Source organism: Streptomyces sp. NPDC041205, from assembly GCF_055591765.1.
Genome location: NZ_JBVIZH010000012.1, coordinates 58968 through 59455, shown reverse-complemented (window position 1 = coordinate 59455; position 488 = coordinate 58968). Strand labels below are relative to the sequence as shown.

General features: G+C 72.7%; 1 protein-coding gene. It reads right to left on the bottom strand.

The window, feature by feature from the left end; translation table 11 throughout:
* Positions 1-488, bottom strand: a 488-nt coding sequence (locus ACZ6BG_RS34855; RefSeq protein WP_469009147.1) for a WD40 repeat domain-containing protein, incomplete at both ends; no start/stop codon positions are given.

Below are 488 nucleotides of genomic sequence, written 5' to 3'. Positions count from 1 at the left end.
CGTGGCCAAGAGACGGCCGTCAGGAGAGAACGCCACCGCGCGGACGAGGCCGTTGTGGCCGAGGAGGGGGTCGCCGACCGGCTTGCGGGTGACCGGATCCCACAACCGCACCGTCCCGTCGTCGCCGGCAGTGGCCAAGAGACGGCCGTCAGGAGAGAACGCCACCGCGCGGACGAGGCCGTTGTGGCCGAGGAGGGGGTCGCCGACCGGCTTGCGGGTGACCGGGTCCCACAACCGCACCGTCCCGTTGCCGGTGACGGTCGCGGCGGCGGTAGCGAGAAGGGCGCCGTCGGGCGAAAAAGCCACCGCGCGGACGGCTCGGGTGTGGCCGACGATGGGGTCGCCGACCGGCTTGCGGGTGACCGGATCCCACAACCGCACCGTCCCGTTGCCGGTGACGGTCGCGGCGGCGGTAGCGAGAAGGGCGCTGTCAGGCGAAAAAGCCACCAGGTGGACGGCTCGGGTGTGGCCGACGATGGGGTCGCCGA